This is a genomic window from Microbacterium oxydans (assembly GCF_000956405.1).
Classification (GTDB): domain Bacteria; phylum Actinomycetota; class Actinomycetes; order Actinomycetales; family Microbacteriaceae; genus Microbacterium; species Microbacterium oxydans_C.
Genome location: NZ_JYIV01000023.1, coordinates 36309 through 62959 on the forward strand (window position 1 = coordinate 36309; position 26651 = coordinate 62959).

General features: G+C 68.3%; 28 protein-coding genes and 1 tRNA gene. 11 read left to right on the plus strand and 18 right to left on the minus strand.

Annotation, left to right across the window (positions count from 1 at the left end):
- Nucleotides 1–13: 13 nt before the first annotated feature.
- Nucleotides 14–640: an SOS response-associated peptidase family protein gene (locus RN51_RS07210; protein ID WP_045263375.1), complete on the minus strand. Its 627-nt coding sequence runs from the start codon at nt 638–640 to the stop codon at nt 14–16.
- 72 nt (nt 641–712) lie between these two features.
- On the opposite strand from RN51_RS07210, the gene RN51_RS07215 reads away from it, so the two are divergent.
- Nucleotides 713–1654 carry a DMT family transporter gene (locus tag RN51_RS07215; RefSeq protein ID WP_082066497.1) on the plus strand — a complete coding sequence of 314 codons (942 nt, stop codon included), beginning with the start codon at nt 713–715 and terminating at the stop codon, nt 1652–1654.
- Between the two features lies 1 nt (nt 1655).
- Here RN51_RS07215 and RN51_RS07220 read toward each other — a convergent pair whose 3' ends face one another.
- Together RN51_RS07220 and msrB are read right to left on the minus strand one after the other, a co-directional pair.
- Nucleotides 1656–2219 carry a nitroreductase family protein gene (locus RN51_RS07220; protein ID WP_045263377.1) on the minus strand — a complete coding sequence of 188 codons (564 nt, stop codon included), beginning with the start codon at nt 2217–2219 and terminating at the stop codon, nt 1656–1658.
- On the minus strand, nt 2216–2620 hold the full coding sequence (gene msrB, locus RN51_RS07225; RefSeq protein ID WP_045263378.1) for a peptide-methionine (R)-S-oxide reductase MsrB: 405 nt from the start codon (nt 2618–2620) through the stop codon (nt 2216–2218). Before msrB ends, RN51_RS07220 begins: the two co-directional genes overlap by 4 nt.
- A 71-nt stretch (nt 2621–2691) precedes the next feature.
- On the opposite strand from msrB, the gene RN51_RS07230 reads away from it, so the two are divergent.
- From RN51_RS07230 to groL, 4 genes are all read left to right on the plus strand, one after another.
- Nucleotides 2692–3684, plus strand: a complete 993-nt coding sequence (locus RN51_RS07230) for a DUF2332 domain-containing protein (RefSeq protein WP_045263379.1) — start codon at nt 2692–2694, stop codon at nt 3682–3684.
- 9 nt (nt 3685–3693) lie between these two features.
- Nucleotides 3694–3951, plus strand: coding sequence for a DUF3263 domain-containing protein (locus RN51_RS07235; protein ID WP_045263380.1), 258 nt, complete (start codon nt 3694–3696; stop codon nt 3949–3951).
- An 81-nt stretch (nt 3952–4032) separates the two neighbouring features.
- On the plus strand, nt 4033–4599 hold the full coding sequence (locus tag RN51_RS07240; RefSeq protein WP_331454207.1) for a LytR C-terminal domain-containing protein: 567 nt from the start codon (nt 4033–4035) through the stop codon (nt 4597–4599).
- A 127-nt stretch (nt 4600–4726) separates the two neighbouring features.
- Nucleotides 4727–6346: a chaperonin GroEL gene (gene groL / locus RN51_RS07245; RefSeq protein ID WP_045263382.1), complete on the plus strand. Its 1620-nt coding sequence runs from the start codon at nt 4727–4729 to the stop codon at nt 6344–6346.
- Nucleotides 6347–6409: 63 nt separating this feature from the next.
- Here groL and RN51_RS07250 read toward each other — a convergent pair whose 3' ends face one another.
- The 3 genes from RN51_RS07250 to RN51_RS07260 form a co-directional block, all read right to left on the minus strand.
- Complete coding sequence (locus RN51_RS07250) at nt 6410–6697, minus strand: WXG100 family type VII secretion target (protein ID WP_045263383.1); 288 nt, start codon at nt 6695–6697, stop codon at nt 6410–6412.
- A gap of 121 nt (nt 6698–6818) precedes the next feature.
- A complete protein-coding gene (locus RN51_RS07255) occupies nt 6819–8513 on the minus strand; it encodes a sensor histidine kinase (RefSeq protein WP_045263384.1) in 1695 nt (564 codons plus the stop codon).
- Nucleotides 8514–8574: 61 nt separating this feature from the next.
- Entirely contained in the window at nt 8575–9267 is a 693-nt protein-coding gene (locus tag RN51_RS07260; protein WP_017828926.1) for a response regulator transcription factor, read from the minus strand.
- A gap of 164 nt (nt 9268–9431) precedes the next feature.
- Between RN51_RS07260 and RN51_RS07265 the strand changes: the two genes are divergently transcribed.
- Nucleotides 9432–10463, plus strand: a complete 1032-nt coding sequence (locus RN51_RS07265) for a CPBP family intramembrane glutamic endopeptidase (RefSeq protein WP_045263385.1) — start codon at nt 9432–9434, stop codon at nt 10461–10463.
- 10 nt (nt 10464–10473) lie between these two features.
- Here the strand turns inward: RN51_RS07265 and RN51_RS07270 are convergent, their stop codons facing one another.
- The 3 genes from RN51_RS07270 to RN51_RS07280 are packed head-to-tail and all read right to left on the minus strand — an operon-like array spanning nt 10474 to nt 14147.
- On the minus strand, nt 10474–12114 hold the full coding sequence (locus RN51_RS07270) for a DNA repair helicase XPB (protein ID WP_045263386.1): 1641 nt from the start codon (nt 12112–12114) through the stop codon (nt 10474–10476).
- A gap of 37 nt (nt 12115–12151) precedes the next feature.
- Nucleotides 12152–13861: a helicase-associated domain-containing protein gene (locus tag RN51_RS07275; protein WP_045263387.1), complete on the minus strand. Its 1710-nt coding sequence runs from the start codon at nt 13859–13861 to the stop codon at nt 12152–12154.
- Between the two features lie 10 nt (nt 13862–13871).
- On the minus strand, nt 13872–14147 hold the full coding sequence (locus RN51_RS07280) for a hypothetical protein (RefSeq protein ID WP_045263388.1): 276 nt from the start codon (nt 14145–14147) through the stop codon (nt 13872–13874).
- A gap of 118 nt (nt 14148–14265) precedes the next feature.
- Here RN51_RS07280 and RN51_RS07285 point away from each other — a divergent pair, with 118 nt between their 5' ends.
- Complete coding sequence (locus RN51_RS07285) at nt 14266–14646, plus strand: cold-shock protein (protein ID WP_045263389.1); 381 nt, start codon at nt 14266–14268, stop codon at nt 14644–14646.
- Entirely contained in the window at nt 14630–15241 is a 612-nt protein-coding gene (locus RN51_RS07290; protein ID WP_045263390.1) for a DUF3027 domain-containing protein, read from the plus strand. The genes RN51_RS07285 and RN51_RS07290 overlap by 17 nt, the downstream gene beginning before the upstream one ends.
- Before the next feature lie 10 nt (nt 15242–15251).
- On the opposite strand, the gene serC is transcribed toward RN51_RS07290, so the two are convergent.
- Complete coding sequence (serC, locus tag RN51_RS07295) at nt 15252–16364, minus strand: phosphoserine transaminase (RefSeq protein WP_045263391.1); 1113 nt, start codon at nt 16362–16364, stop codon at nt 15252–15254.
- Nucleotides 16365–16465: 101 nt separating this feature from the next.
- Here serC and RN51_RS07300 point away from each other — a divergent pair, with 101 nt between their 5' ends.
- The 3 genes from RN51_RS07300 to RN51_RS07310 all read left to right on the plus strand — a co-directional run bounded on the left by RN51_RS07300 (nt 16466) and on the right by RN51_RS07310 (nt 19090).
- Nucleotides 16466–17167, plus strand: a complete 702-nt coding sequence (locus RN51_RS07300; protein WP_045263392.1) for a metal-dependent transcriptional regulator — start codon at nt 16466–16468, stop codon at nt 17165–17167.
- Nucleotides 17168–17527: 360 nt separating this feature from the next.
- Complete coding sequence (locus RN51_RS07305; protein WP_045263483.1) at nt 17528–18283, plus strand: M23 family metallopeptidase; 756 nt, start codon at nt 17528–17530, stop codon at nt 18281–18283.
- 309 nt (nt 18284–18592) lie between these two features.
- Nucleotides 18593–19090 (plus strand): HNH endonuclease, encoded by a 498-nt coding sequence (locus tag RN51_RS07310; protein ID WP_045263393.1) that lies wholly within the window; start codon nt 18593–18595, stop codon nt 19088–19090.
- A 61-nt stretch (nt 19091–19151) separates the two neighbouring features.
- On the opposite strand, the gene RN51_RS07315 is transcribed toward RN51_RS07310, so the two are convergent.
- The 8 genes from RN51_RS07315 to RN51_RS07350 form a co-directional block, all read right to left on the minus strand.
- A tRNA-Arg gene (locus RN51_RS07315) sits at nt 19152–19224 on the minus strand.
- 40 nt (nt 19225–19264) lie between these two features.
- Nucleotides 19265–21451: an MMPL family transporter gene (locus tag RN51_RS07320; protein ID WP_045263394.1), complete on the minus strand. Its 2187-nt coding sequence runs from the start codon at nt 21449–21451 to the stop codon at nt 19265–19267.
- Between the two features lie 34 nt (nt 21452–21485).
- Nucleotides 21486–22379: a prenyltransferase gene (locus tag RN51_RS07325; protein WP_045263395.1), complete on the minus strand. Its 894-nt coding sequence runs from the start codon at nt 22377–22379 to the stop codon at nt 21486–21488.
- The gene (locus tag RN51_RS07330; RefSeq protein ID WP_045263396.1) at nt 22376–22720 is read right to left on the minus strand and encodes a lycopene cyclase domain-containing protein; all 345 of its coding nucleotides are present in this window, start codon (nt 22718–22720) and stop codon (nt 22376–22378) included. The genes RN51_RS07325 and RN51_RS07330 overlap by 4 nt, the downstream gene beginning before the upstream one ends.
- Entirely contained in the window at nt 22717–23064 is a 348-nt protein-coding gene (locus tag RN51_RS07335; protein ID WP_045263397.1) for a lycopene cyclase domain-containing protein, read from the minus strand. The genes RN51_RS07330 and RN51_RS07335 overlap by 4 nt, the downstream gene beginning before the upstream one ends.
- Complete coding sequence (gene crtI / locus RN51_RS07340; RefSeq protein WP_045263398.1) at nt 23064–24665, minus strand: phytoene desaturase family protein; 1602 nt, start codon at nt 24663–24665, stop codon at nt 23064–23066. Before crtI ends, RN51_RS07335 begins: the two co-directional genes overlap by 1 nt.
- The gene (locus tag RN51_RS07345; protein ID WP_045263399.1) at nt 24662–25570 is read right to left on the minus strand and encodes a phytoene/squalene synthase family protein; all 909 of its coding nucleotides are present in this window, start codon (nt 25568–25570) and stop codon (nt 24662–24664) included. Before RN51_RS07345 ends, crtI begins: the two co-directional genes overlap by 4 nt.
- Nucleotides 25567–26649, minus strand: a complete 1083-nt coding sequence (locus tag RN51_RS07350; protein ID WP_045263400.1) for a polyprenyl synthetase family protein — start codon at nt 26647–26649, stop codon at nt 25567–25569. Before RN51_RS07350 ends, RN51_RS07345 begins: the two co-directional genes overlap by 4 nt.
- Nucleotides 26650–26651 lie beyond the last annotated feature (2 nt).

A 26651-nucleotide genomic window follows, 5' to 3' on the forward strand; every position in this document is an offset into this window, starting at 1 on the left:
GGACATCCGTCCGTCAGCTGCGCGGACGGGCCTGCACCCGATCGACCATCTCGTCGGACGCGGCGATCGCCTCGTCGATGATCTCTCTCGTGACCGGAGCGGTCAGCCAGTCGTGGCTCAACCACGCGGGGATGAGCAGCGGCATCCGATCGTGCAGATGAATGAGGTGCGGGGGTGCAGGGCGCATCACGATCGAATAGCACGTGTACCACTGGTCATCGGCGGTGCGGCCGCGTTGAGTGACGGCCGCCATGCCGAAGAGCGTGCCGTCGTCGACGATGAACTCGTTCCACTGCCGCGATGGCTTCTGCATCTCGTACCAGCTCGTCGCCGGGACGAGGCCCCGGGACTTCGCGCCGCCCGGGCGCTCCTGCAGCCGCTCGGAGCGGGTGTTGATGGAGGGGAACTTGGCCGGCTCGCCGTTCACGAGGTAGCCCCACCATGCGGGTTCCAGCGTCGGCGCGGCGTCGAGCTGCGTGATCAGCGGATTGAGGTTGCGCAGGTTCTTGCCCGTCGGGCGGACGGTCTCTCCCGCGTTCTCGCGCGCCCAGACGCGCAGGCCCTCGAGCACCGCGTCATCGGCCGCGGCGAGGAGCTCTGCATCGGTGAACCGGGGATCGAGACCGTAGCTCGCGCACATGCCGCCAGCGTAGCCGGGGGCTCCGACATCCGCACGGTGGGGTGAGCGCACGAGCTCGGGTAGGGTCGACAGGTGCCAGAGCCCCGTCGTCTTCCCGCCCCGGTAGCACTCGGAGGGGCGGTCGCCATCGGGGTGATGACGGCGATCCAGGCGCGGATCAACGGCGTGCTGGGAGTGCGTGTCGAGGATGGCATCGTCGCCGGGTTCCTCTCCTTCTCCGTCGGTCTACTCGCGCTCGCGGTCGTGATCTCCTGTCTCCCGTCGGCTCGAAGGGGAGTGGGGCGGCTCTGGAGCGGTGTCCGGCAGCGCACGATCCCCTTCTGGATGCTCCTCGGAGGCGCGTGCGGTGCGCTCACGGTCTCCACTCAAGGGCTCACGGCCGGAGTGCTCGGGGTCTCGCTGTTCACCGTCGGCGTCGTCGCGGGACAGACAGTGCACGGGCTAGTGCTCGACCGCATCGGGTTCGGGCCGGCCGGCGTCGTCGCGGTCACGCCGGGAAGAGTCCTCGGCGGTGCGCTCGCACTCGCCGCCGTCGGCATCTCCCTCTCCGGGGACGTGCTGGCGTCCGCGCCGCTGTGGATGCTGCTCCTGCCGTTCGCCGCCGGGGTCGGCATCGCGTGGCAGGCAGCGACCAACGGACGTCTGGCTCAGCGCGCGCGCTCACCCCTGGCCGCGACCCTGATGAGCTTCGTCGCCGGAACCGTGGTCCTCGCGCTGGCGTCCGGCGTGAGCATCGCTTTCCGCGGCGCACCGGCCGTCCTCCCCGCCGAGCCGTGGCTGTACCTCGGGGGCTTCCTCGGCGCCGCCTACATCCTCCTCGGCACGTTCATCGTGGCGCAGACGGGCGTGCTGCTGATGGGCCTGGGTTCGGTGCTCGGTCAGCTGACCACGTCGGTGGTGATCGACCTGGTGTGGCCGCCCGCAGCGGGCCCGGCGCTCTGGCAGGTGCTCGCGATGGTCGTGGTCGCCGTCGCGTCGGTCGTGGTCGCCGTGCCGTGGCCCCGCCGTCGCTGAACTACTTCTTCTTCACCTTCTCGGCTGACGGCTTCGGCATGCGCGTGACGAGCTTGCGAGCGTCGACGGCCTTGCGTCGTCCCGGCTTCTTGTGTTCCGGCTTGCCGCCGACATACAGCCAGCCCAGAAGCTCTTCGTTCTTCCCGAGACCGTGGGCCTTGGCCACCGCCTTTGCCCGGGTGTAATGGCCCGTGCGCCAGATCACGCCCCAACCGGCCTCGTCGAGGAGCAGGCTCAACGTGTGGGCGACCCCCGACGCGACGGCCTCCTGCTCCCACCGCGGCACCTTCTCGCTCTTCTGGTAGCTCGCCACGACGGCGATGAGCAGTGGGGCGCGCAGCGGCTTCGACGAGGGGGAGGAATCGCCCTGTGCCTTCGCGATCGCCGCACCGAGGGCTTCCCGATCCGCACCGCGCAGCTCGATCAACCGCCACGGGCGCAACGACGAATGATCGGCGACGCGACCGGCGGCCGCGACCAGTGTGAGCAGCTCGTCGCGGGAGGGCGCGGTGTCGTCGACCTTCGACCAGGACTGCCGTGCGCGGACCGCGTCGAGCGCACTCACGACGCGTCGGGGGTGAAGTTCAGCGCGATGGAGTTCATGCAGTAGCGGTCGCCGGTCGGCGTGCCGAATCCGTCGGGGAAGACGTGACCGAGGTGCGATCCGCAGTTGGCGCAGCGCACCTCGGTGCGCACCATTCCGAGGCTGTCGTCCTCGATGAGTTCGACCGCGTCGGGGCGGATCGACTCATAGAAGCTCGGCCACCCGCATCCGGAATCGAACTTCGTTCCGCTCTTGAAGAGCTCGGCGTTGCAGGCGCCGCAGGTGTAGAGGCCCGCGCGCTCCTCGTCGAGCAGCTCGCCGGTCCAGGCCCGCTCGGTCGCGGCCTGACGCAGCACCGCGTACTGCTCCTCGCCGAGCTCCTGGCGCCATTCGTCTTCGGTCTTGTCCACGCTGTACGACATGTGTCCTCCTGAGTCCGTTCCATTCTCCCTCGTAGGACGGGCTCTCGGGTGCTCCGGGTCAGAATGGAAGGATGACCGATGCTGTGCAGGAGCGTTACGCGCGTTTCGCCCGCGACGAGGCGCCCGGACGCAGCGCGCTGTATGCCGAGTGGGCCGAGGGCATCGCCTCCGACGACGAGGTTCGGCGCATCCTGCAGCGGATCCCGGAGACCCGTCGACAGCCGCCTCTCGTGTTCGCGGTGACCCGTCTGCTCGGCGCGGAGCTCGCCGGGTATGCGCAGTGGCGCGGATTCCTGATCCGCAATGCCGACCTCGTGGTCGAGGAGTGCACGACGCGCAGCCTGCAGACCAACGAACCGCTGCGACTCGCCGCATTGCTGCCTGTGCTGTCCGAGGTATCGGGCCCGATCGCGCTGCTCGAGGTCGGAGCATCTGCGGGGCTGTGCCTCTATCCCGACCGCTACTCGTATCGCTTACTCGCGGAGGACGGGGCGATCCGGTTCGCCCTCGATCCTGCCGACGGGCCGTCGACGGTCGTGCTGGAGAGCAGGGTCTCGGGCCCGCTGCCTCCGATGCGGATGCCGGACATCGTCTGGCGGGCGGGCATCGACCTCGATCCCCTCGAGCCGACGGACGAGCGGGACCGGCGTTGGCTGCGCGGACTCGTGTGGCCGGGCGAGGAGGGGCGAGAGGAGCGGATCGATGCCGCGCTCGACGTCGCGGCGTCGGATCCCGCGATCCTCGTCGCGGGCGACGCCCTCGCGAAGATCGATGAAGTCGCCGCACTGGCGCCCACCGATGCGACGCTCGTCGTCACCACGCCCGGCGTGCTGGTGCACATCCCGCGTGCACGGAGGGAAGCGCTGGTCTCCCGGATATCCGCACTGGACGCACGGTGGATCACGATAGATCCGCCGGGGGCGCTCGACGTCTGGGAGCCGGCGGTCGATACCCACGAGTGGCCGGGTTTCGTGGTCGCGATCGATGGGCGGGTGCGCGCGGCGGCGGATCCACTCGGCGGCTGGTGGGAGTGGCGAACGGCCCGACCCGGGGATGCGTCCTAACCTGGAGCCATGCTCGGAGATCTCACGGAGCGCGACCGCGCGATCCTCGCCTTGGAGGTCGCGTGGCCGCGCCATGGATCGGCCAAGGAAGAGGTCATCCGCGCTCAGCTCGGCATGAGCGCCGCCCGCTACTACCAGCTCCTCGGACGCCTGATCGAGTCGGACGCCGCGGTCGAGTATGACCCCATGCTGGTGCGAAGGCTGCGCCGGATCCGGGACTCCCGCGCCAGGCAGCGGTCCGCCAGAACGCCGGGTTTCGTCGGCTGAACCGAGCCGACGAAGGCCCGCCGAGCGGACTGTGCCGAGCGGTGGAACGGATTGCCAGGAAGGTGCCGCTAGCATCGAGGGGTGTCCAAGCCCTCCCGCGATCGCTTCGATGACGTCCCCCGTTCCTCCGGACGCGTAGGAGCGCATCGCGCCGAAGCTCCGGGGATGAACGGCTGGATCGTCCTGCTGTGGTCCTTCGTCGCCGCCCTCGTGCTCATCATCGCCGGGATCTTCGGCTCGCTCGTGGTGATGGGGCGCATCTCGCTCTTTCCCGAGGCCGTTCCGACCGTCGTGCCGACTCCGGAGGAGACCGGCATCGTGGACACGTCGATCTCGGTGATGGTGCTCAACGGCACGCCGGAGGAGGGGCTCGACACGCAGACGCGCGACCTGCTCATCAACAACGGGTGGGCGTCGGACATCGTCTTCGCCGGCGACAGCTCCAGTCAGGACTTCGCGACCACGACCGTCTTCTACGTCAACGACGAAGACGAACTCGCCGCGATCGGACTGGCGAACCTCCTCGGTGGGGCAGCCGTGCAGCAGAGCGACTACTACTCGGGTCAGACCGAGGACGGTCTGAAGCAGTTCACGGTCGTGATCGGTCTCGACCGTTCGAGCTCCCCGCCCGAGACGCCGGCCCCCTGATCTCGGGGACCGCCTCGCCCCGTTCGGCGGCTTGCACTCGAAGGTGTCGAGTGCCAGAATGGCGTTAGCACTCTCTCACTCTGAGTGCTAAACCCAACGTCTACGTCCAGGAGGGACGAAAAAACTCATGGCAAAGATCATTGCTTTCGATGAGGAGGCCCGCCGTGGCCTCGAGCGCGGCCTGAACATCCTCGCCGACGCGGTCAAGGTCACCCTCGGCCCGCGCGGCCGCAACGTCGTTCTCGAGAAGAAGTGGGGCGCCCCCACCATCACGAACGACGGCGTCTCCATCGCCAAGGAGATCGAGCTGGACGACCCGTACGAGAAGATCGGTGCGGAGCTCGTCAAGGAGGTCGCCAAGAAGACCGACGACGTCGCTGGTGACGGCACCACGACCGCAACGGTCCTCGCCCAGGCGCTGGTCCGCGAAGGCCTGCGCAACGTCGCAGCCGGCGCCGACCCCATCTCGCTCAAGCGCGGCATCGAGAAGGCCGTCGCCGCGATCACCGAGGAGCTGCTCGCCAGCGCCAAGGAGATCGACTCGAAGGAGCAGATCGCTGCCACGGCTTCGATCTCCGCTGCTGACCCCGCCATCGGCGAGCTGATCGCCGAGGCGATCGACAAGGTCGGCAAGGAGGGCGTCGTCACCGTCGAGGAGTCGCAGACGTTCGGCACCGAGCTCGAGCTCACCGAGGGCATGCGCTTCGACAAGGGCTACCTGAACCCCTACTTCGTCACGGACCCGGAGCGCCAGGAAGCGGTCTTCGAGGACCCGTACATCCTCATCGCGAACCAGAAGGTCTCCAACATCAAGGACCTGCTGCCGATCGTCGACAAGGTGATCCAGGACGGCAAGGAGCTCGTCATCATCGCCGAGGACGTCGAGGGCGAGGCTCTCGCGACGCTCGTGCTGAACAAGCTCAAGGGCATCTTCAAGTCGGTCGCCGTCAAGGCTCCCGGCTTCGGCGACCGCCGCAAGGCGCAGCTGCAGGACATCGCGATCCTCACGGGCGGCCAGGTCATCACCGAAGAGGTGGGCCTCAAGCTGGAGAACGCCACGCTCGACCTGCTGGGTCGTGCACGCAAGGTCATCGTCACCAAGGACGAGACCACGATCGTCGAGGGTGCAGGCGAGGCCGAGCAGATCGAGGGTCGCGTCACGCAGATCCGTCGTGAGATCGAGAACACCGACAGCGACTACGACCGCGAGAAGCTCCAGGAGCGCCTGGCGAAGCTCGCCGGTGGCGTGGCGGTCATCAAGGCCGGTGCTGCGACCGAGGTCGAGCTCAAGGAGCGCAAGCACCGCATCGAGGACGCCGTCCGCAACGCGAAGGCAGCCGTCGAGGAGGGCATCGTCCCCGGTGGTGGCGTCGCGCTCATCCAGTCGGGCACGAAGGCCCTCGACGCTCTCTCGCTCTCGGGCGACGAGGCGACGGGTGCGAACATCGTCCGCGTCGCGATCGAGGCTCCGCTGAAGCAGATCGCCACGAACGCCGGTCTCGAGCCGGGCGTCGTCGCGAACAAGGTGTCCGAGCTCCCCGCGGGCCAGGGCCTCAACGCCGCTTCGGGCGAGTACGTCGACATGTTCGGTGCCGGCATCATCGACCCGGCCAAGGTGACCCGCTCGGCGCTGCAGAACGCAGCGTCCATCGCGGCTCTGTTCCTCACCACCGAGGCCGTCGTCGCCGACAAGCCGGAGAAGACTCCTGCTCCGATGGGTGACCCGTCGGGTGGCATGGACTTCTGATCCTGCACTCATGACAGAACGCCCCCGGCTTCGGCCGGGGGCGTTCTGCGTTTGCGGCGGATGTCAGCGGAACAGGCTGGCGGAGTACTGATCCGCGTCTGCGTACTGGGTGGCGACGGATCCGAGCGACGTGCCGATCGATTCGAGCACCTGTTCCACGTGCACCTGTGCACCCTGCCATTGCTCAGCGCAGTTCTGGAAGGCGTTGGACGCGGTGCCAGACCAGGTCGACTGCAGCTGTCGGAGCTGGGACATCAGAGTGGCGGATTCGCTCTGAAGGCGCTCGATGGTGGCGCGCGTCGCGCTGTGGGCGGCGTGGACGGCTTCGGTGTCGACGGTGAAGACAGACATGGGCACTCCTTCTCGTAGGGGTTCCGAGGCTAGGCGGGCGTCGGCCTGATCAAGATCCACCCGGGGGCAGGGCCCCGCATCCTGTGCGCAACCGGGGGAAGCGACCTTCCGTGCAGAGACGTCAGGGGAGATCGACCCGATCGAGCGGCTGAGTGTCCTCGAGGAGGTGCGCAGGCGTCGCCTGTGCCGGAGCGAGTGGAAGCCTGACGGTGAACGTCGCGCCGCCGCCCGGCGTCTCCGACACGGAGACATCGCCGTGGAGTGCCTTCAGGATGGATGCGACGATCGCGAGTCCGAGGCCGGAGCCGCCCGTCTCGCGTGCCCGTGACGTGTCGGCCCGCCAGAAGCGTTCGAAGATCTGCTCCCGGATCTGCGGAGGAATGCCCTCGCCGTGATCCACGATCGCGATGCTGGCGGCACCAGCGGCGCGGTCGGAGTCGACCACGATCTCGATGGGGCCGTCCTCGGGGGAGAAGCGGCGTGCGTTGCCCAACAGGTTCGTCACCACCTGACGGACCTTGTTCTCCTCGCCGAGCACGATCGGAGGGGTGCGCACCGGGAGGTCGGGGACCTCGGTGAAGTCGATCACGGGAGCCTTCTCCTGCGGCCGAGGCCGTCGGCGAAGGCGGGAGAGCGTGGCACGCGAGAGCCCTCGGGGCGTCGGCTGCTGCGGAGGCTGAAGGGGCGGGATCTCGTGCAGAGGGATCGTGGTCTTGCTGTCGGCAGTGCGGTCGATCACGGTGACCGTCCGGCCGGGGGCCGCGGCTCGCAGGTCGAGTGCCGCATCTCGGGCGATCGGTCGGAGGTCGAGCGGCACGATCTCGGGCTCGCGCTCCTCGTCCAGGCGCGCGAGGGCAAGGAGGTCTTCCACCAGGACGCCCATCCTGATGGCTTCCTTCTCGATGCGCTCCATGGCGCGGGCGGTGTCTTCCTCGCCCTTGATGGCGCCCATCCGGTAGAGCTCCGCGTAACCCCGCACGCTCACGAGCGGTGTGCGCAGCTCGTGGCTCGCATCGCCGATGAATCTCCGCATGTGCTGGACGGTGCGGTCCCGTTGCGCGAGGGAGGCATCGACCCGATCGAGCATCGTGTTGATGGCGGTGTTGAGGCGACCGACCTCCGTCGTCGGCTCGAGATCGGTCAGCCGTTGACGGAAGTCACCCGCGGCGATCGACATGGCCGTGGCCTCGACCTGACCGAGCCTGCGGAACGTGAGCGTGACGAGTCCGCGCGTGAGGAGGGCGGCGATCAGGATGGTGATCAGGGCGATCGTGATGTAGATGCCGAAGTACTGGCTGATGATGCGATCGGCGGGCGCGAGGGGAAGGGCCACCAGCTGGATGCGCAGGACCCCGCCCTCCGAGGGGACGACGGCGACCGCCGCGTGGAACAGCTCTCCGTCGGCTCCGGTCATCTCGAGTGGGATCTGGTCGGTGTTGGCCGTCGCCTTCGCGAGCGAGTACTCGGAAGGGAAGAGGGGTGCCTGCCCCGAGGTTCCACGGGCTGTCGCGCGCAACTCGCCCGTCGCGTCGTAGATCGCGAAGGAGAAGTCGCGAGGTTGCTCGTCTCGCGGACTGTAGGTCGTGACGCCGTCGACCGTGACCGAGTCGAAGTAGCGCTCGACCAGGTCGCTCGACACCAGAGCAGGCAGTTGCGCATCGATGTTCGCGACCAGAGCGTTGCGCAGGATCGGCACGGTTCCGATCCCCGCGATGAGCAGTCCGAGCGCGAGCACCGCAACCGTGACGCCCGTGACCTTCGCGCGAAGACTGATGCGCCGCCACCAGGTGGTGACCGCATCGGGCTTGTGCGCCATGCGGTCCTCCTCGGTGCGGCGACACCACCGTGGGATGGTGGCGATGATGGTGCGGTGGTCGTCAGACCGTCTTGCCGACCTTGAGCATGTACCCGAAGCCGCGCTTGGTCTGGATCAGCGACTCTTCGGTGTGCGGATCGATCTTGCGGCGGAGGTACGAGATGTAGCTCTCCACGATGCCGGCATCGCCGTTGAAGTCGTACTCCCACACGTGGTCGAGGATCTGGGCCTTCGACAGCACGCGGTTCGGGTTGAGCATGAGGTAGCGGAGCAGCTTGAACTCGGTCGGGCTCAACTCGATCGGCTCCTTGCCGACGTGGACGTCGTGCGTGTCCTGGTCCATGGACAGCTCGCCCGCCCGGATGATCGACTCCTCGTCGGCCTGCATCGTGCGGCGGAGGATCGCCTGTGCCCTGGCCACGATCTCGTCGAGGCTGAAGGGCTTCGTGACGTAGTCGTCGCCGCCGGCGTTGAGTCCCTCGATCTTGTCGTCGGTGCCGTCCTTGGCGGTCAGGAACAGGATCGGCGCGGTGAAACCGGCCCCCCGAAGACGCTTGGTCACGCTGAAGCCGTTCATGTCCGGCAGCATGACGTCCAGGATGATCAGGTCCGGCTCCTCTTCGAGGACGGCCGAGATCGTCGCGGCGCCGTTGGCGACCGTCTTCACCTGGAATCCGGCGAAGCTGAGACCTGTGGAGAGCAGGTCGCGGATGTTGGGTTCGTCGTCGACGACCAGGATGCGCGGAGCAGTCATGACCCCATTATGGTGACTCCGACCATGTGGATGCTGACTATTGTGCGGAACGGCGTGGACTCGCGCCTTCCCGGAGTGCCGTCGCCGGCCGTGCACCGGGGCCGTCGGACGGGATCGTCCCGCGGTCGGATGCGCCGCATAGCCGCACCGGGGAGGATCGAGGTATGAGCATTCACGAGGACGCCGTCGCCGCCCCCGGAACCCCCGCCGCACGAGCCGATCGCCCGGAAGCGGAGCAGCTCGCCTACCATCGGCTGGCGCGCCTGCGGCCGCGGTACCGGTGGTGGCGCATGCCGCTCACGGGGCTCGTCGGCATCGCTCTCTACGTCGTGATCCTGCTGCTCGTGATCGTGCCTCTCGCGATCATGTCGATGTTCGTCCCCGGATGGCGCATCGAATCGCAGGTGCTGCTCGACACCTCGCAGTTCTTCGATCTGGATCGGCCCTGGCTGCTCGTCGCGCTGGTCCTTCCGCTGATCCTGATGATCCCGGCGCTGCTGCTGGCTTCCCGCCTGATCGAGGGTCGCGGAGTGGGCCTGCTGTCCTCCGTGACCGGTCGACTGCGGATGGCATGGCTCGGAAAGACCCTGGTGCTGGCGCTGGCGGTGTTCCTCGTCTACTTCGCGGTGGTCTTGGGCTGGTCAGCGCTGAGCGGCGAAGCGGTGACCGCCGACTTCTCCCACCCCGGACTGTGGACCATGGTGCTGTTGGTGCTGCTGCTGATCCCGCTCCAGGCCGCCGCGGAGGAGTACGTCTTCCGCGGCTATCTGATGCAGCTGGTCGGCGGCTGGCTGCGGAACCCCGTGTTCGCCATCCTCCTGCCCGTCCCGATCTTCGTGCTGGGCCACGGATACGACGTGTGGGGTGCGGCCAGCGTCGGGATGTTCGCGATCGTCGCCGCATGGCTGACCTGGCGCACGGGTGGACTCGAAGCGGCGATCTCGCTGCACATCGTGAACAACGTGCTCATCTTCCTGCTCGGCTCCGTCACGCTCGTCGATGCCAACGCCACTTCAGGGACAGCCGTCGATCTGCTCGCCTCGGCGCTCGCGATGGTGGTCTACGCCCTGCTCGCGGACCGGTGGGCTGCTCGTCTCAAGATCGCACGTACGGCGCGGGGCACTCTGGACCCGGTGCCCGCGACCGGGACCCATCACCTGGGTACGGTGCTGCACGGGCGCGCAGCACAAGGGTGACTGCGCAGGCTCAGGCGGCGATCGCGTCCGAGTCCATGATCGTGTAGCTGTACCCCTGCTCGGCGAGGAAGCGCTGACGGTTCTGGGCGTAGTCCTGGTCGATCGTGTCGCGGGCGACGAGGGTGTAGAAGCTCGCGGTGTGTCCCGACTGCTTCGGCCGCAGCAAGCGGCCCAGGCGCTGGGCCTCCTCCTGGCGCGACCCGAACGATCCCGACACCTGGATGGCGACGGACGCCTCGGGGAGGTCGATCGAGAAGTTCGCGACCTTGGAGACCACGAGCAGCGAGATGTCGCCCTCCCGGAACGCGCGGTACAGCTCTTCGCGCTCGTCGACCGGGGTCGCACCGGTGATCTGCGGAGCGTTCAGCGCCTCGGACAGCGATTCGAGCTGGTCGAGGTACTGTCCGATCACCAGGATGCGCTCACCCTCGTGCTTCGCGATCAGCTCACGCACGGCGTCGACCTTCGCCGGTGCGGACGCGGCGAGACGATAGCGCTCGTCGTCGGTCGCGGCGGCGTACTCCAGGCGGTCGCTCGGCGGCAGGTCGACCCGTACCTCGTAGCAGGCGGCGGGGGAGATGAAGCCCTGCGCCTCGATCTGCTTCCAGGGGGCGTCGAAGCGCTTGGGGCCGATCAGGCTGAACACGTCGCCCTCCCGACCGTCTTCACGCACGAGGGTGGCGGTGAGGCCGATCCGTCGCCGCGCCTGCAGGTCGGCGGTGAGCTTGAACACGGGCGCGGGAAGCAGGTGGACCTCGTCGTACACGATGAGGCCCCAGTCGAGAGCGTCGAGCAGCGCCAGGTGCGCGTACTCGCCCTTCCGCTTCGCCGTGAGGATCTGATAGGTGGCGATCGTGACGGGCTTGACCTCCTTGGCCTGCCCGGAGTACTCGCCGATCTCCTCGGGGGTGAGGCTGGTGCGCTTGAGCAGCTCGTCCCGCCACTGCCGCGCCGACACGGTGTTCGTCACGAGGATGAGGGTTGTCGTCTTGGTCGCCGCCATCGCGCCGGCGCCCACGATCGTCTTGCCGGCACCGCACGGGAGCACGACCACGCCGGAACCGTCCTTCGAGAACGCGTCGACGGCATCCTGCTGGTACGGGCGGATCGTCCAGCCGTCTTCCGCGAGGTCGATCTCGTGGGGGGTTCCCGGGGTGTATCCCGCCAGGTCTTCCGCCGGCCAGCCGATCTTCAGCAGCTCCTGCTTGATCTGACCGCGCGCCCACGCATCGACGACGAAGGTCTCCGGCGTCGGGTGCCCGACGAGCAGGGGCTGGATGCGCTTGTTGTTCGCGACCTGTGCCAGCACCGCGGGGTCGGAGGAGCGGAGGATCAGGGTGCCCTCGTCGTCGCGTTCGATCACGAGGCGGCCGTAGCGGTTCACGGTCTCCCGCAGGTCGACTGCGACGGACGGCGGGACCGGGAAGCGGGACCAGCGGTCGAGAGTCTCGAGCATGTCCTCGGCGGTGTGCCCGGCCGCGCGGGCGTTCCACAGACCGAGGCGGGTGATGCGGTAGGTGTGGATGTGCTCCGGGGCGCGTTCCAGCTCGGCGAAGATCGCCAGCTCATGGCGGGCGCTCTCGGCATCGGCGTGGGCGACTTCGAGCAGCACGGTGCGATCGCTCTGGACGATCAAGGGGCCATCAGACATAGCTGACCAGTTTAGCGGTCGCCCGATGTGCGGGGCCTCACGGACCGACGATCGTCGCTGTGAGGATGCTCGACACCGGCAGCGTGCGTTCGACGTCGGCTGCTCGGTCACGTCCGCGGAGTCTGCCCCCGCCGAGGCCGGTCGCTTCCAGCAGGAGCTCCCTCGTCGAGCCGTCCGGCATCCCGACGGTCACCTGGAGCACGGACTTCGCTCGAACCGCCGCTTCGAGTTCGCGGTCGAGCCACGCGGCATCCGCGTCGGGTCCCTGGTGCGAGCGCAGACGCGCGATGAGGGGAGCCAGGTCCGTGGAGTCGTCGGTCGATGCCGGCGCGGGGGGTGCGGGGTGCCGCTCTCTGACGAGCAGGGCGCCGTCGGAGCCGACGAGCGTCGCCGGGTAGCGCGCGTCGGTGAGTGCCCAGTACACCGTGTCGCGGCCGACCCGGGTCGTCAACGAATCGAGGTGCGCGACGAGGCCGAGCGGGCGCAGCGTCTGATCGACGGCCATCGCCTGGATGAGATGGGGGTCGGCGCTCTCGATGCGCGTGCGGCCCGTCTCCTCGTCGGTCGAGACGCGGACCAGGCCGTGCCGTTGCGCGGTCTGTGCGAGGAGGTAGCCGAGAGGCTGCGGGATGCCCGTGAGCGAGACGGAGGACAGGAACTCGAGGATCGATTCCTCGGTCTCTCCCGCGACGAACGCGTGCGCCACGGACTCGGAGGTGAAACGGTACGACGATGCCTGCGCGGCCGATTCCCGGACGGCGATGGTGCGCAGTCGTACGTCGAGGGCAGGCTCCAGCGGGCCCGGCGCGATCGCCGTCAGGTCGTTCTGCAGGAAGATGCGATCGACCTCGGTGGGCAGCAGGGCCACGAGCGCGTCAGCGTCGGCGGAACCCCCGCCGCGCAGGCCGACCGACCATTCCGGCTCGGTCCCGTCCTCCGCGATCAGTCCGAGGAGCACGGCGGCATCCTGCAGGCGTCGAGAACGATCGGGCCATGCGGGGTCCCAGGGGTGGGCGAGGGGCCACAGCTGGGGAGGGACCCATCCGCCCGTCGCGGACCGGACGCCACGCGGGAGAGCGTCGCGGAACGCTGTGGCGAGAACGATCCAGCGGTCCGCCGCGGATGATCGCAGCCAGCTCTCGGCGTCCTGACTCGTCCGCAGCCGTCGATCAGCCGACACCGCGAGCCCGGACTGGAGCGCGATCACGGCGAGTGCGTCCACGATCTCCGCGGGCACTCCTGCCTCGGCGAGCTGGCGTTTCTCACCGGCGCTGACCCCGCCACCGGTGAGGAGTGCGAAGGGGCTCTCGCGCGCGATCAGAAGCATGTCGGCCAGCACCGCCACCGTCGTGAAGGCACGCTCGGCGGCATGCGCTGCTGCAGCGTCCGATGCAGGAGGGACAGTCGGGGTTGCGGCCGCGCGCGGGGCGGACCGGCCGGTGAGGGCGGTGACGACCGGTGGGTACGGCGTGCCTTCGGGACGCAGCAGCGCGAGCGCGGTGAGCTGGTCCCGCTCGGTGCCGGCGTCTCCGCCAGAGGCTGCCGTGAGGAGTGCGTCGGCCTCGGCGGCCGTCAGCGTGGGGAGGACGCGCGAGATCGATGCGGGATCGAGGAGTGCCTCCGCCGCATCGAAGAAGTCCTGCCATGCTGCATCCGGGCGCACGCCGCGCGCGGCGAGGAGTCTGCAGAGCTCATCGTCGCTCGCCGCTGCCAGCCAATCCGCCAGCGGTCGTGCGTGAGTGCTCATGGCCGATGCCTCATGAACGCGAAGACGCGCGGCCCTTCCGGATGAAGCTCATCGTGAGGAGCACGATGATCATGAGGAAAGCCACGGGCAGCCCCCAATACGGGATCGCTGCGACGACGGGCCAGACGCCCTCGCCGAAGGCGGCCTGGTCCATGCCGACGGCGGTGCCGATGATGATCGCGAAGAAGCAGACCACCGATGCGGCCGCGATTCCGAGCGCGGTGAACGCCAGGATGCGATCCAGCCGCCGGATGGGAACCTCCGGTTCGGAATTCTTCGTGCTCATCCGCACCAGCCTACTCGCACGGAGCGCTTCGGCTCCGCGCGCGTCGCGACCGGTAGGCTGGGGTCACGCGCACGAGCGCGCCCACTGTTCTGCACGACGATCTCAGCGAGGTTCTCCCATGCCCACCGGCAAGGTCAGGTTCTACGACGAAGACAAGGGTTTCGGCTTCATCGCCAGCGATGACGGCCAGGACGTCTTCCTGCACGCCTCCGCGATGCCAGCCGGCACCGCCGTGAAGGCCGGTGCACGCGTGGAGTTCGGCGTCGCCGACGGCAAGCGCGGACTGCAAGCCCTGTCGGTGCGTGTGCTCGAGGCGCCCCCGAGCCTCTCCAAGGCCAAGCGCAAGCCGGCCGACGACATGGCGATCATCGTCGAAGACCTCGTGAAGCTCCTCGACGGCATCGGCGGAGACCTTCGCCGCGGCCGTTACCCCTCCTCCGGTCAGGGCCGCAAGATCGCGGCCGTCCTGCGCAAGGTCGCTGATGACCTCGAAGCCTGACGCCGACTCGCGTCTCCTGGACGCCCACGATCTCGCGCTCGCCGCGCTCGCCGAGATCACCCCGGCGTCCACGGTCGGCCCTGCCGCCGGGTACATCGCCGAGGAGGACGGGTCGGTCTCGCTGCGCTTCGAGAACAGGCTCGCCGGTTACCCCGGGTGGTACTGGACGGTGACCGTCGCCCGTGTCGACGACGAGGAGCCGACGGTGCTGGAGGTCGAACTCCTTCCCGGTGACGGTGCGCTGCTGGCGCCGGAGTGGGTGCCGTGGGCCGAGCGTCTCGCCGAGTACCGCGCGCACCAGGCCGAACTCGCCGAAGCCGCCACGGCTGCGGGGGACGAGACGGTCGCCGACGACGATGAGCTCGAAGACGTCGATGACGACGTCATCGACGAGGACGACGAGCTCGACGACGACGACGTCGAAGCGGACATTCTTCATGCCGGAGATGTGGACGGCGTCGACATCGACGAGCTCGATGAGAGCCTCGCCGGTGAGGGCACGGACGAGGACGACGACTCGGACGACGAGGAGTCGGAAGACGACGACGCCGACGCCCTCGATGAGGACGCCGGCGAGGTCGACGAGGAGGAGTGACCCCGGGCGCTCAGTCGCCCAGGTTCTCCAGCACGAACTCGATCGATCGGGTCAGCTGACGCACGTCGTCGGGCTCGATCGAGACGAAGGTCGCCACGCGCAGCTGGTTGCGCCCGAGCTTGCGGTACGGCTCCGTGTCGACGATGCCGTTGGCCCGCAGGGTCTTCGCGATGGCTGCCGCGTCGATGCTGTCGTCGAAGTCGATGGTCGCGACCACGGGGGAGCGGTGCGCGACCTCCGCGACGAAGGGCGTCGCGACGGAAGAGGCCTCGGCCCAGTCGTACAGCACGGACGAAGACTCGGATGTGCGCGCCGCAGCCCATGCGAGGCCCCCGTTGTCGAGGATCCAGCGGAGCTGGCTGTCGAGCAGGTGCAGGGTCGTGAGCGCCGGAGTGTTCAGTGTCTGGTTCAGGCGCGAGTTGTCGACCGCGTTCTTCAGGCTCAGGAACTCGGGGATGTAGCGTCCCGAAGCGGCGATGCGCTCGATGCGCTCGACGGCAGCGGGCGAGACCGCGGCGAACCACAGGCCGCCGTCGGAGCCGAGGTTCTTCTGCGGCGCGAAGTAGTAGACGTCGGCCTGAGCGGCGTCGAAGTCGATGCCACCGGCGGCGCTCGTGGCGTCGATCACGGTCAGTGCGCCGTCAGCGACGACGCGCCGGATCGGAGCCGCGACGCCGGTCGAGGTCTCGTTGTGGGGCCAGGCGTAGACGTCGACACCCTCCACGGCCTCGGCGACCGTCAGCGAACCGGGCTCGGCCTTGCGCACATCGGGTGCGTCGAGCCACGGTGCTCCGGCGGAGGCGGCGAACTTTCCGCCGAACTCGCCGAAGACGAGGTTCTGGCTGCGCTTCTCGATGAGTCCGAAGGCGGCTGCATCCCAGAACGCCGTCGAGCCGCCGTTGCCCAGGATGATCTCGTATCCCTCCGGCAGGCGGAACAGAGCCGCGAGCTGCTCGCGGACGCTGCCGACGAGGTTCTTCACCGGCGCCTGACGGTGGGACGTCCCCAGGATCGAGGCTCCCGACGAGAACAGCGCCTCGAGCTGCGCGGGGCGCACCTTGGAGGGACCGCAGCCGAAGCGGCCGTCGACGGGCAGGAGGTCACGGGGAATCTCGATCGCCATGCGTCGATTCTAGGGGGCGTGCGACGTGCCACTGGACTGCTCGCGAGTCCGATGTCGCCGCGGGAATGTAGGCTTGCCTAAGAACCCCGGAGGGCCCGCACATGACCGATCTGATCGACACCACGGAGATGTATCTCCGCACCATCCTCGAACTTGAGGAGGAGAACATCGTTCCGCTGCGCGCGCGCATCTCCGAGCGTCTCGGCCACTCCGGCCCGACGGTCTCGCAGACGGTCGGTCGCATGGAACGCGATGGCCTCGTCATCGTGTCGGAGGACCGCACGCTCGAGCTCACCGACGCGGGTCGGCGCAAGGCCGTCGACGTGATGCGCAAGCACCGTCTCGCCGAGCGTCTGCTCTCGGATGTGATCGGGCTCGACTGGGCCTTCGTGCACGAAGAGGCGTGCCGCTGGGAGCACGTGATGAGCGAGCAGGTCGAGCGTCGGCTCGTCGAGCTGCTCGGGCATCCGACGGAGTCGCCGTACGGCAACCCGATCCCCGGACTCGATCAGCTCGGTGACCTCCCGGCGCGCACGTTCGACGAAGGAGTCATCGGACTCGTGCAGCGTCTGAACGCTGCGGGCGAACCCGTCGAGGGCACGGTTCGTCGTCTCGCCGAGCCTGCTCAGGTCGACCCCGAACTGCTCGAGCAGCTGCGCGACGCCGGAGTCGTCCCGGGCGCTCACGGCGACTTCCGGTTCAGTGAGGGATACGTCCTCATCCAGATGGACGGCAAGGACGATGGACTCGAGCTCCCCGTCGAGTTGGCATCGCACATCTTCCTGGTCGGGGAACCGGCCTGATCCCGCGAGAATTCGCGGCAGGAAGCGGCGTGGAACGAGAGCCTCACCGCCCTCTCCGAGAATTGCCAGTTTCCCAGGGTGACATGATCGTTATCTTCCGGTAACCTCAGTCAGGTCGCCAGCGAAGAAGCCCGCTGGAGATGAACCCGCGAAGATCGCCTTCCAGGCTCGTCGTCTTCACGGTAAGAACGCACAAAGTACCCGAGCTACATTCGTGCCACGAGAGCAGAGTGCCGACGAGCCAGCGCTGACCCGAACAGCGTGAGGGCCCAGGAGGACCAAGTTTTGGCCGCAGACATCGAATCGCCCGCGAAGAAGACATCTGAAGACCGAGTACCCGCCCGCCGCACCGGTGCGCGGATGAGTGCTCGAAAGGCTGTGAAGCCACTCCGATCCATCGCCATCTTCGGTGCGGTCGGTGCACTGGTCACCGGAATCGCTCTGCCCGCCTTCGCCTCGTCGAAGCCGAGTGAGGCAGCGCCCACCACTCTCCAGCAGCTCGCCGCCGTCGACGCGCAGTCGCTCGTCGTCGCCTCGCAGGCGACTGCTGCTCCGCTGGCGCGCGGCACATTCAGCGCGACCACGCCGGAGGAGATCGAGAAGAAGAAGGCCGAGGAGGCAGCAGCCGCCCGTGCGGCCGCTGCTGCCGCGACCGCCTCCACGGCCGGCACCTCCTCCTCGCGTTTCAACACCGCGGGCTACGCGCTCACCTCGCCCGGCTCGGGTGAGGTGCGGTACCCGCTCCCGATGGGCTCCTGGAACGTCAGCCGCACGGTCGGTGGCGGCCACAACGGCGCGGACATGCTCGCTCCGGCCGGCACGCCGATCTACGCCGCCGCTGCCGGGGTCGTCCGCGCATCGGCGGAGAGCATCGGCGGCTACGGTGTCGCGGTCATGCTCGACAGCGTCGTCGGTGGACAGCGTCTGCAGACCACCTACGGGCACATGCTCTACGGCTCGCGTCAGGTTCAGGTCGGGCAGTCTGTGTCGGCGGGACAGCTGATCGGCTATGTCGGCAGCACGGGCCGTTCCACCGCGAACCACCTCCACTTCGAGGTCTGGATCAACGGCGGGCTCGTCGAGCCGATGTCCTGGCTGTCGGTCAACGCCGGCTGATTTCCAGACACGCTTCCCTCCATTCACCTCCCGTTTCGCCCTGCACTCAGGGAGATGGGTTAGCCTGATCCCGTTGTCGTACAGGTGGGAGAGGCTGATGGAGCGAATACCGAGCATCCGAACCATGGATGCCCTCGGTCGTCACGTCCTTCTGCATAGCCCGCAGGGATGCCACGGCGTTGCCGTGCGCGAAAGGCGCTGTCTCTAGACGGCGCCTTTTTTCGTCCCCGCGATCGATCTGTCTCCTGCACGACCTCGTGTGAGTCGAGAGTGCCGGGAAGCCGTCCCGGCGGATCGAGAGGATGACGAATGCGCACACTGGTCCTGAATGCCGGATACGAGCCGCTGGCGATCGTGTCGTTCAAGAGAGCCCTGGTGCTCGTGATGAACGACAAAGCCACCGTGATCGAACGCGTCGAGGAAGACCCCGTCTGGGGCTCGCACGGCGTCTACGACCGCCCCGCGGTCATCATCCTGGCGCGCTACGTGCGCGTCCCCACCAGCAGACGGGTGCCCGTGACCCGGCGCGGTGTCCTCCGTCGTGACGATCACCGGTGCGGTTACTGCGGGAAGTCCGCCTCCACGATCGACCACATCCTGCCGCGTTCGCGCGGAGGAGCGGATTCCTGGGAGAACCTCGTCGCGTGCTGCCTGCGGTGCAACAACGTGAAGAGCGACCGTACGCCCCAGGAGATGCGCTGGCAGCTGCGATTCACCCCGCGGCCCCCGCACGGCACCGCATGGACGGTGCGCGGAACGGAGCGCAGCGACCCGCGATGGGAGCCGTACCTCGCACTGGCCGCCTGACCGGGCCCCACGCTGCGCAGAAGGGGAGCCGTCTCCAGGACGGCTCCCCTTCTGCATAGCGTGCCCGCGACAGGATTCGAACCTGCGACCTGCCCTTTAGGAGAGGGCTGCTCTATCCCCTGAGCTACGAGGGCGTGCATCCAGTCTAAGCGACCGGATGCACGCCGCCGCGTCTCAGTCTTCTCCGCGCCGCCACAGCTTGGACGGCCACCAGATCGCCTTGCCGATGTCGTAGGTCAGCGCTGGGACCAGCAGGGAACGCACCACGAACGTGTCGAGGAGCACGCCGAACGCCACGATGAAGGCGAGCTGTACGAGGAACAGGATCGGAATCACAGACAGCGCGGCGAAGGTCGCGGCGAGCACCAGGCCGGCCGAGGTGATCACGCCACCCGTGATCGAGAGTCCGCGCAGGATGCCCTCCCGCGTCCCATGGGCCTTCGACTCCTCACGCACTCGCGTCATCAGGAAGATGTTGTAGTCGATGCCGAGCGCCACCAGGAAGACGAATCCGAACAGCGGGACGGCGGGATCGGCGCCGGGGAACTGGAAGATCCCGTTGAAGACGAGTGCTGAGACGCCCATCGCCGTGCCGAAGGACAGCACCGTGGTGAGGATCAGCAGCACCGGGGCGACGATGGATCGCAGCAGCAGCATCAGGATCAGCATGATCACGACGAGGATGACCGGAATGATGAGGTTCCTGTCGTGGATCGATGCGTCGTTGGTGTCGATCGAGGTGGCCGTGACGCCGCCGACCAGCGCACCCATGTCATCGAGGTCGCTGCGGAGCTCGCGCACGGTGGCAGCCGCGGCTTCGGAATCCGCCGCATCGGTCAGGGTGCCCTGCAGGAGGACGTCGCCCTTCACGGTTGTCGGTTCCGGGGCGGGCGTGCCGGGAGCGCCGACCGCGGTGATGCCGTCTTCCGTCACCGGCGCCGAACCACTCGGGGAATCGGCCGCGGACACCGTGACGCCATCCACTCCGTCGTTCGCGAGCAGCACGTCCGCGGCGTCCTGAAGCCGGCCTTCCGGCACGACGACATACACCGGGCTGCCGGATCCGCCGGGGAAGTGCTCGCCCAGCGCCACCTGGCCGTCGCGTGCCTCGGAGGCGCCGAGCACCAGATCCGATTGCGGCACCCCGTCGGCGTCGAGCTGGGTGATTCCCGCCGCCCCCGCGAGCAGCACGAGAGTCGTCACGATCCAGATCACCCGCGGGCGACGCTTGATGAGTCCCGCCAGTCGCGCCCACAGGCCCGTCGTGCGCATGCCGTGCTCGGCGGCGACCACCTCGGGTTCGAAGCGAGGACGCCGCGGCCAGAACACGGCGCGTCCGAAGAGCAGCAGCAGCGAGGGGAGCAGCGTCAGTGCCGAGAGCATCGCGAACACGATGCCGATCGCCGCGACCGGCCCCAGGGTGCTGTTGGATTTGAGGTCGCTGAGCAGCAGGCACAGGAGGCCGGCGATCACGGTGCCGCCTGAGGCGACGATCGGCTCGACCGAGCCCTTCCACGCCGCCATGACCGCCGTGCCCTTGTCCTGGGCGACGCGCAGCTCTTCTCGGAAGCGCGCCACGAACAACAGGGCGTAGTCGGTGGCGGCACCGATCACGAGGATGAACAGGATGCCCTGGGTCTGGCCGCTGAGGAGCAGGATCTCGAACTTCGCGAGCCACCAGACCACCAGCAGCGCGACGCAGAGGGCGAAGAGGCTGGTCGAGAGCACGACGAGAGGGAGGAGGAACGATCGATAGACCAGCACCAGGATCACGAGAACGGCGAGGAGTGCGACCCCGAGCAGGAGCCCGTCGATGCCGGCGAACCCTGCGACGAGGTCGGCGCTGAACCCGGCGGGGCCGGTGATGTAGACCGTGATCCCCTCGGGGACGGCGGCACGCAGTTCGTCGCCCAGCGCTGCAGTGGCGTCGGCGAGCTCAGCATCGGCCTCGATCGGGATGAAAGCCTGCACCGCGCGCCCATCGTCCGAGGGGAGAGCGGGGGAGACCTCGTCGCCGACGCCCTCGACCGTCGGCGCATCCGCGACGGCGGCGGAGATGGCATCGAACTCGGAAGGGGTGAGCTCGTCGTCGGCCGTGAAAACCGCGATCGCCGGAATCGAGTCGCTGTCGCTGAACTCTCCGAGAAGCTTCTGCACCTGCGTCGCATCCGCCGATTCCGGGAGATACGTCGTCTGCTCGTTGGAAGACACCTCGTCGACCTTGCCGAACAGCGGTCCGCCCAGTGACGCGCCCACCAGCCACACGAGGATCAGGGCGACGGGGAGGAAGACGCGCACCCAGGAGTGCCGTCGAGTGCGCTCTCTCGGCGGCGGGGTCAGCGCGGTGTCGGGGCGGGACATCGGGGGTCCTTTCGGGGTGCTTCGGAACGGGCGGTCAGGAGATCCAGGCAAGGATGAGGATCATCGTCGTGAGGAAGCCGGCGAAGTAGTTGAGGGCGATGAACCGTCGCCAGGCTCGGTTCGTGGAGGCGGAGCTCTCGTCCGTCACGTTCCACCACGGCGCTGCGTTCACGACGTAGGGCAGAGCGAGGACCGCGGCGAGTGGACCGGGCCACGGCGTCCACAGCATGGCGGCGCCCGCGATCACCCACAGCGCGAGCGACAGCCGTACGGTCGCCCGTGCACCGATCACTGTGGCGATCGACGAGATGCCGCCCTCCCGGTCGGGACCGATGTCCTGCACCGCGCCGAACGCGTGCGCTGCCATGCCCCAGAGGAAGAATGCGCCGAGCGTGATCACGGTTCCGGTCGTCGCCGACGCTCCGGCCAGGGTGAGGCCGACGACAGCCGGACTCACGAAATGCGTGCTGGAGGTGACGGAGTCGAGGAACGGACGCTCCTTGAACCGGAGCACGGGGGCGGAGTAGGCGATCACCGCGAACACGCTCACCGCGAGCCACGCAGTCGAGGCCGGGGTCCCGACGATCGCGAGGTAGACGAGGAAGGGGAGGTTGGTCGCCGCAGCCGCCCAGAGGGTCGCCCGATGGATGCGGGGCGCGAGCAGTGCTCCTTCGATGCCGCCCTTTCGAGGATTCGCCAGATCGGAGGCGTAGTCGAACACATCGTTGATCCCGTACATCGCGAGGTTGTAGGGGATGAGGAAGTACAGCGTGCCCAACACGAGTGTGAGGTCGATCTCCCGTGTGCTGAGGAGGTAGGCGGCCGCGAACGGGAACGCGGTGTTGATCCAGCTGATCGGGCGCGACGACAGCACGATCTGGGCGATGTCCCGCGCGATGCCGTTCGACGGCGCGGTGGCTCCGCTCATCGTCGTTCCTCCTCGTCGATCGGCGTCCGTCCGCGGGATCGCCGAAGTGCACGCATCGCCGTCCACGCCGCGGGAAGGAGAAGCGCGCCGGCGAACGGGTAGGCGAAGTCCTCGATCGGTGCGAGTCCGATGTGCACGCCGAGCAGCGGATCCTGCGCGTAGTGGAACAGTCCGCTCGCGATCATCGCCGTGTCGAATGCCGCAGTGAGCAGGAACAGCACGAGGACGGTCAGCAGCACGGATGCGGGGCGTGGTCCGCGACCGCGTGACGCGAGTGCGAGCCCCACCCCGGCCGCGGCAGCGCCGGCGACGAACCAGGCGGAGAGCTGGAGGTACGTCATGCTCCCTCCCTCTTCGTCCGTGTCCGTGCGCGGAACCGGGAGAGCACGCGTGTCGCCCCGGTGTAGATGATCATGGTGCAGACGACGAGGAACAGCAGGAAGACAGGTTCCTCGATGGGCAGTTCGGGAGCGATCACCAGCCCCGTCGCTATCGCTCCGTCCCCGCGGAAGAAGATCCCGTTCGCGATCCCGGCCACGTCCCAGACGAGGAAGAACACGAAGCCGAGGATCGTCACGACGGCAGCGGAGACCGCGTCGCGCCAGAAGAAGAGCCGGAACCGCCAGTCCAGCAGCAGCATGCAGCCCAGCGACACCAGGAGGGCCGCCAGATACACCACACCCATCAGGGCGCCTCCGTCCCGACGGGGGAGGGGGCGGGAACGGGAAGAGGTCCCGGCGAGTGGTCGCCGCGGATGCGCTTGAGGACGACCTCCGCGCTGATCAGGCACATCGGGACACCGACGCCCGGCGCTGTGGTGGCGCCGGCGTAGAACAGGCCCTGCACGCGCTTGGACGCGTTCTGCGCACGGAACATCGCGCTCTGCGAGAGGATGTGGGCCGGGCCCAGCATCCCCCCACGCCAGGAGTGGTAGTCATCGCGGAAGTCCGCGGGGCCGGTCGTCTCGCGCACGACGATGCGTTCGCGCAGGTCGGGGATCCCCGCCCAGGTCGCCACCTGATCGATCGCGGCATCGGCTGCGCGCTCGATGGCGGGAGATCCGTGTCCGTCCGCTCCGCCGTGGCCGAGGTCGACGTCGGCGGGTACCGGGATCAGGACGAAGAGGTTCTCGTGGTCGACGGGGGCGACGTCGGGGTCGGTCGCGCTCGGCCGGCATACGTAGATCGACGCAGGGTCGGGCACCGTGGGCGTGGAGCCGAAGATCGCGTCGAAGTTCGCATCCCAGTCGTCGGTGAAGAACAGCGAGTGGTGCGGAAGCTCGGGCAGAGCGCCGCGCACACCGAGCATCACGAGGATCCCGCCCGGACCACTGGTGCGTCGAGCCCACCACGACTCCGGATAGGTCTGCAGCGAGGGGGGAAGCAGCGCGGTCTCGGTGTGGTGCAGGTCGGCTGCGGACACCACCACGTCGGCGCTCTCGACGTGTGAGGACCCCGAGTCGTCGACCCAGCCGACTCCGGTCACGCGGGTGCTGTCGACGCCGTCCTGCGTGCGGATCCCGGTGACCTGCGCCCCGGTGACGATCCGTGCTCCCGCGTCTCGTGCCAGCACTTCGATCCGCTCGACCACACGCCAGAATCCGCCCTGCGGGTAGCTGACGCCTTGATCGAGGTCGAGCGCGCTCATGAGGTGGTACATCGCCGGAGCGCTGCGCGGATCGGTCCCGAGGAACACCGCGGGGTAGCCGAGGATCTGGCGTACGACCGGGTGATCGAAGCGTCGGGCTGCGAAGGACTGCAGTCGCGTCCCGAGCAGCGCGCCCAAGCGGGGCAGAGCGCGGACCACCTCGGGGGCGAGGAGTGAACGCATGCGTGTGAACGGGTTGTAGAGGAAGTACTTCCGCGCCATCTCTCCGGCGTCCTGTGCGGAGTCGAGGTACGAGTCGAGCGTCGCCGTGGAGCCGGGCTCGAGCTCCTCGAACAGCCGCGTGACCTCCTCCCGCCCTGCGGGCACGGTCACCGACGTCGGGGAGGCATCAGCCGTGACAGGGGGCCGGAACACGCGGTAGCCGGGGTCGAGCCTGACCAGGTCGAGCTGCTCCGCCGTGGTGGTGCCCATCATCTCGAAGAAGTGATCGAACACCTCGGGCATCAGATACCACGATGGGCCGGAGTCGAAGCGGAAGCCATCGCGTTCGATGGTCCCTGCTCGGCCCCCGACTCGGTCGTTCTTCTCGAGCACCACGACCTCGTGGCCGTCCCGTGCGAGCAATCCTGCTGTGGCGAGACCCGCCACGCCGGCGCCGATGACCACCACCCGGCTCATCGGTCGCGCTCCATCGCGGTGACGAGCACGCATCGCGCGGCGAGAGCGGCCTTGACCGGATCGGGCACCCGAACCCTGCGCTGGTAGAGGACGTCGGCGGGAGTCGCGGAGACCCGTCGGGTGAGCGCGGCGAACAGTGCCAGAGCGCTGCGCACTGCCGCGCGAGCGTCCTTCGGCAGCAGCGGGATCGCGTCACGTGCGTCGGCCAGCTGACGGAACACGGTCTCGACCCACGCGTCGCGATCGGCATCGGTGAGACGCGCTGTCCCTCCGAGGTAGCCGCGGTGCAGACGGTCGGTATCGTCCGCGAGATCGCGCAGGAAGTTCACGTTCTGGAAGGCGGCGCCGAGCTGGCGTGCGCCGTGCCGCAGGATATCCAGTTCCTCCGGCGTGCGTTCGGCATCTCGCAGGAACACCTGCAGGCACATGAGTCCGACGACCTCGGCGGAGCCGTAGACGTAGGCCGCATGCGCGTCGACGTCGTACGCGGCGAAGCCGGAGTCCGCATCGATGTCCGCACGCATCGAGTCGAAGAACGGCTGGGTCAGGTCCTCTCCGATGCTGCACTCGCGTGCTGTGCGTGCGAACGCGTGCAGGATCAGATCGCTGCTGTAGCCGCTGCGCATGGATCGATGGGTCTCCGCGATGTAGGAGTCGAGCGCGGCGGATTGTGCCGTGACGTCCAGGCCGGCTTCCGCGGCGACGCCGTCGACGATCTCATCTGCGATGCGCACCATCGCGTAGATGTTGCGCACGTGCTGGCGATGACGTTTCCCGAGCAGGCGGGTGGCCAGTCCGAACGAGGTCGAGTAGGTGCGGATGACGTCGGTCGTGGCGATCTCCGCCGTGCGGTTGAAACGCCGCAGCGCTGTGCTGTCGCCGTGGCCGGAGGGGTTCGTCGTCATCGGCGGCGGCTCCCGACGCGGGTGGCGAGCGCCCGGACGGTCTCCACCGCGGACGCGGGGAGAAGGCCGGCGGACTCCGCTTCGAGGAGCGCGCTGTCCGCGGCATCCAGATGCTCTTGCACGAGGCCTCGGACGAAGGCCTCCGAGCCGCAGGCGCGCAGTCGGTCGCGAGCATCCGCGCCGTCCGTCGAGTTGAGGTCGGGACGTCCGAAGTGCAGCTCGATCCCTTCCCACTGGCTCGTCATGCGCGCGTACGCGATGATCGCCGTCTCCTTGCCTTCTCTCAGATCGGAGAAGGGGTCCTTGCCGTGCTCCTCGGGATCGCCGAACACCGACAGCAGATCGTCCTGCAGCTGATAGGCCAGTCCGAGGTTCCACCCGATCGCGGTGAGATGCTCCTCGGCAGCGGCCGATGCGCCGGCGAGCACGGCAGCGGCGCGCAGGGGCAGGACGAAGGAGTATGTCGAGGTCTTGTACGCGCTCGTGGAGAGGATCGTCCGCAGATCGGGAGCGATGATGCCGTCGCTGAGTGCGACATCGGCGTGCTCTCCCGCCACGGTTTCGAAGATCGTCTGCTCCAGCAGGCCGAGCAGACGCTCGCGGGCCTCTGCCGAGACCTCGGCTCGCGCGAATCCCAGCACGGCCGACGACAGGAGCAGGTCTCCGAGGAGGATCGCGCTCGAACGCGCCCAGTGCAGCGCGGGTTCGGTCGGTCCTGCGGGGCGCGCCGCCACGAGCGCCCCGATCAGATTCGGTCTTCTGCGCCGCATGAGATCTCCGTCGATCACATCGTCGTGCAGGAGAAAGGCGAAGTGGAGGAGCTCGACGTGTGCGGCGACGTCGATCGCGCAGTGCGTCTCTTCCACCGTCAGGGGTGCCGGCGCCAACGCGTGTGTGAGGTCGAGGAGCAGACGGGGGCGGATCAGCTTGCCCCCGAGAGCGTGTTCCTCCGCCGCGTGCCACAGTGCGACGAACTCGCTGCCGTAGCCCTCGGCCGCGGTCCTTCTCTCGGAGAACCGTTGTCGCAGCGCGTCCTCGATCCGTGTGCCGAGTGATTCCTCGGTCGTCGTCGCGCTCATCG

What these genes read in the sequence shown, in the direction of transcription:
- RN51_RS07210 (WP_045263375.1), bottom strand. Translation starts at nt 640, where the DNA reads ATGTGCGCGAGCTACGGTCTCGATCCCCGGTTCACCGATGCAGAGCTC.
- msrB (WP_045263378.1), bottom strand. Translation starts at nt 2,620, where the DNA reads ATGTCGTACAGCGTGGACAAGACCGAAGACGAATGGCGCCAGGAGCTC.
- RN51_RS07230 (WP_045263379.1), top strand. Translation starts at nt 2,692, where the DNA reads ATGACCGATGCTGTGCAGGAGCGTTACGCGCGTTTCGCCCGCGACGAG.
- RN51_RS07235 (WP_045263380.1), top strand. Translation starts at nt 3,694, where the DNA reads ATGCTCGGAGATCTCACGGAGCGCGACCGCGCGATCCTCGCCTTGGAG.
- groL (WP_045263382.1), top strand. Translation starts at nt 4,727, where the DNA reads ATGGCAAAGATCATTGCTTTCGATGAGGAGGCCCGCCGTGGCCTCGAG.
- RN51_RS07250 (WP_045263383.1), bottom strand. Translation starts at nt 6,697, where the DNA reads ATGTCTGTCTTCACCGTCGACACCGAAGCCGTCCACGCCGCCCACAGC.
- RN51_RS07255 (WP_045263384.1), bottom strand. Translation starts at nt 8,513, where the DNA reads ATGGCGCACAAGCCCGATGCGGTCACCACCTGGTGGCGGCGCATCAGT.
- RN51_RS07260 (WP_017828926.1), bottom strand. Translation starts at nt 9,267, where the DNA reads ATGACTGCTCCGCGCATCCTGGTCGTCGACGACGAACCCAACATCCGC.
- RN51_RS07265 (WP_045263385.1), top strand. Translation starts at nt 9,432, where the DNA reads ATGAGCATTCACGAGGACGCCGTCGCCGCCCCCGGAACCCCCGCCGCA.
- RN51_RS07270 (WP_045263386.1), bottom strand. Translation starts at nt 12,114, where the DNA reads ATGTCTGATGGCCCCTTGATCGTCCAGAGCGATCGCACCGTGCTGCTC.
- RN51_RS07275 (WP_045263387.1), bottom strand. Translation starts at nt 13,861, where the DNA reads ATGAGCACTCACGCACGACCGCTGGCGGATTGGCTGGCAGCGGCGAGC.
- RN51_RS07280 (WP_045263388.1), bottom strand. Translation starts at nt 14,147, where the DNA reads ATGAGCACGAAGAATTCCGAACCGGAGGTTCCCATCCGGCGGCTGGAT.
- RN51_RS07285 (WP_045263389.1), top strand. Translation starts at nt 14,266, where the DNA reads ATGCCCACCGGCAAGGTCAGGTTCTACGACGAAGACAAGGGTTTCGGC.
- RN51_RS07290 (WP_045263390.1), top strand. Translation starts at nt 14,630, where the DNA reads ATGACCTCGAAGCCTGACGCCGACTCGCGTCTCCTGGACGCCCACGAT.
- serC (WP_045263391.1), bottom strand. Translation starts at nt 16,364, where the DNA reads ATGGCGATCGAGATTCCCCGTGACCTCCTGCCCGTCGACGGCCGCTTC.
- RN51_RS07300 (WP_045263392.1), top strand. Translation starts at nt 16,466, where the DNA reads ATGACCGATCTGATCGACACCACGGAGATGTATCTCCGCACCATCCTC.
- RN51_RS07305 (WP_045263483.1), top strand. Translation starts at nt 17,528, where the DNA reads ATGAGTGCTCGAAAGGCTGTGAAGCCACTCCGATCCATCGCCATCTTC.
- RN51_RS07310 (WP_045263393.1), top strand. Translation starts at nt 18,593, where the DNA reads ATGCGCACACTGGTCCTGAATGCCGGATACGAGCCGCTGGCGATCGTG.
- RN51_RS07320 (WP_045263394.1), bottom strand. Translation starts at nt 21,451, where the DNA reads ATGTCCCGCCCCGACACCGCGCTGACCCCGCCGCCGAGAGAGCGCACT.
- RN51_RS07325 (WP_045263395.1), bottom strand. Translation starts at nt 22,379, where the DNA reads ATGAGCGGAGCCACCGCGCCGTCGAACGGCATCGCGCGGGACATCGCC.
- RN51_RS07330 (WP_045263396.1), bottom strand. Translation starts at nt 22,720, where the DNA reads ATGACGTACCTCCAGCTCTCCGCCTGGTTCGTCGCCGGCGCTGCCGCG.
- RN51_RS07335 (WP_045263397.1), bottom strand. Translation starts at nt 23,064, where the DNA reads ATGGGTGTGGTGTATCTGGCGGCCCTCCTGGTGTCGCTGGGCTGCATG.
- crtI (WP_045263398.1), bottom strand. Translation starts at nt 24,665, where the DNA reads ATGAGCCGGGTGGTGGTCATCGGCGCCGGCGTGGCGGGTCTCGCCACA.
- RN51_RS07345 (WP_045263399.1), bottom strand. Translation starts at nt 25,570, where the DNA reads ATGACGACGAACCCCTCCGGCCACGGCGACAGCACAGCGCTGCGGCGT.
- RN51_RS07350 (WP_045263400.1), bottom strand. Translation starts at nt 26,649, where the DNA reads ATGAGCGCGACGACGACCGAGGAATCACTCGGCACACGGATCGAGGAC.